Annotated in this window: 1 protein-coding gene and 1 pseudogene; both read right to left on the bottom strand. The window is 72.7% G+C overall.

Annotated elements, in window-relative coordinates:
- Positions 1-880: pseudogene (locus tag MJ785_RS16880) on the bottom strand (hypothetical protein); the annotation flags it as partial.
- A partial coding sequence (locus tag MJ785_RS16875) for a DUF58 domain-containing protein (RefSeq protein WP_239381717.1) occupies positions 877-2127 on the bottom strand: 1251 nt, incomplete at its 5' end. The pseudogene MJ785_RS16880 and the gene MJ785_RS16875, both read right to left, overlap by 4 nt.

Below are 2127 nucleotides of genomic sequence, written 5' to 3'. Positions count from 1 at the left end.
GTGTCCCGTTCTGTGCCGCTGACGCGCGCACCGCGAACAACAGCCGGCCCGGGTCACCGAGCCAGGCCGCGACCTGGTCCAACGGGTTTACCGTGGATATCGGGTGCAGCGGTACCGTACGGTGCGCGCGTATGTCGTATGGGTCACGGCCGTGCCCCGGTGACAGGAGCGGGCCGATCAGGGCGGAGGCCGCCGCGACGGCTACCGCCGCAACCACCCCGATGACGGCTCGGCTCGCGGACGATCCGGATCCACCGCGGCCGCTGGCGGTCGTCAACGACCGGATCTCGGCGCGCCGGCACAGTATGAGCAGCCCGGACGCCGCCACCAGAGCGGCCGCGACCAGCAGGTTCGACCCCGGGGCGGACACCGTCAGCGTCACCCCGGCCACGAAGACCACGACTGCCGGGACGGCTGGGAGCAGCACCGTCCGCGTCCTTGCCACCAGTTCCGCACCGACGCCAGCCGCAAGCCACGTCAACGCCTGCGGCACCACCAGCAGATCCGGCGAATCCGGCGCCGGCAGGGTCACCGCCAGCAGCCGGGCCCAGCCGTTGAGCAGACCGTCGCCGACCGCGGGCAGCACACCGGGAACCGTCGGCGAACCGTGCCAGAACAGCGTCACCGCGACGACGCCCAGCCACAGCGCGGCCCAGGCCAGCAGCGACGTCGGCAACGGCAGCGACAAAGACAACGGCACCCGGCGACGGCGGGGCGTCCCCGCGAGCAGCGCCACGGCGATCACAGGCACGACCGCCGCCAGCGCGACCGGGCCGGTGAGCGGGCCCCAGCCGAACGCCCGATGAAACGATCCGCCGGCAAGCCCGGCCATCACCGTGACCACGGCAAAGCTCCCGGCCCGGGGCCAGAGCGCCGTCACCGTACCCTCCCGGTGGGAGTCGCCGGCCACGCCGGCACCAGCGCGGCGGCATCGGCGAGATCCAGGACACGCAGTCGTTCGCCGCCCGTGGTGACCGACCATGGCACCGGCCCAGCTCCGGCTCCAGTGCCGGCAGCGGCACCGGCGGCACCGACCCGAACCACGATCACGTGCTCGAACCAGCTGGCAGCCGAGGCGACCGCGGCCACCTGCCCGATGTCCACCCCACCGGTGACAAGCGTGAGCGTGCCGATCCCGCCACGGCCAAGCCCCCGGACAGCCGCGGCCAGCGCGTCATCCGGGCGGGCGCTGGCGTCACCGGGATCCCGGTCCCCCTTGCCGGATCCGCTGGTAGCGGGCCGGGATCTGCCTGCCGCCGGCGTCGCGGCGTCCCATTCGACACCGGCAAGCACGTCGAGAACGATCTGGCCGTCGCCACGCCCGCCACGACCCGTGACCCGAACATGCCCGGTGGTGTGCAGCCGGACCGGGAAACGCAGCCGGGCCGAGGCAAGCAGAACCGAGGCGGCAACGTCCACCGCCGCGTCGAACCCGGCCTCGCCGGCCGCTCCGGACGGGTATGCGTACGCCCGCGTGTCCAGCAGGACCGTCGTGACCGGCTCGCTCGGATCGACATACCGCCGCACCAGCAGGGTGCCCGCCCGAGCGCTGGAGCGCCAGTGCACATGCCGGAGATCGTCACCAGGCACATATTCGCGGAGCGCGTGGAAGGTCACGCCGCCTTCGGTCCGGCTGTCGACCGACAGCCCGTCAGGGCTGCTCGACCGAGCGGACACCAGCGGCGTCAGCGAATACACAACCGGGTGGACACGCACCACGGCCGGTTCCCCGACCTGTTGGGAGCGCGACAGCAAACCGAACAGGTCAGCTCTGCCGACCTGCACCGGGCCGACCCGCAGCACCCCACGGCGCGCGGTCGGTAACGGTAGCGCGATCGTGCGCCGCGTCGATCCCCGCAGAGAACGCAGATGTGTTTCGGTCGCCTCCTCCCCGTGCGGCACGCGGACCCGCAGGGCACCGCTGGACCGCTCCGCGAGGTTCCTGATCGTCACACTCGCGACAGCCGCCTCACCGCGCCGGACCCGGCCGGGAACGACCTCGATCTCCGCGCCTAATCGCGGACGGTAGGCGACCGTGACCACCGCCGCCGCCAGCACGACGACACATCCCACCGCGAGCATCGACAGCTCGGCAAACCGCAGCACACCCGCGGCAGCCCCCAGCAC

This window comes from Protofrankia sp. CiT1 (assembly GCF_917627335.1).
Classification (GTDB): domain Bacteria; phylum Actinomycetota; class Actinomycetes; order Frankiales; family Frankiaceae; genus Protofrankia.
The sequence above is the reverse complement of the archived record's forward strand: the minus strand, read 5'-3'. Positions and strand labels throughout refer to the sequence as shown.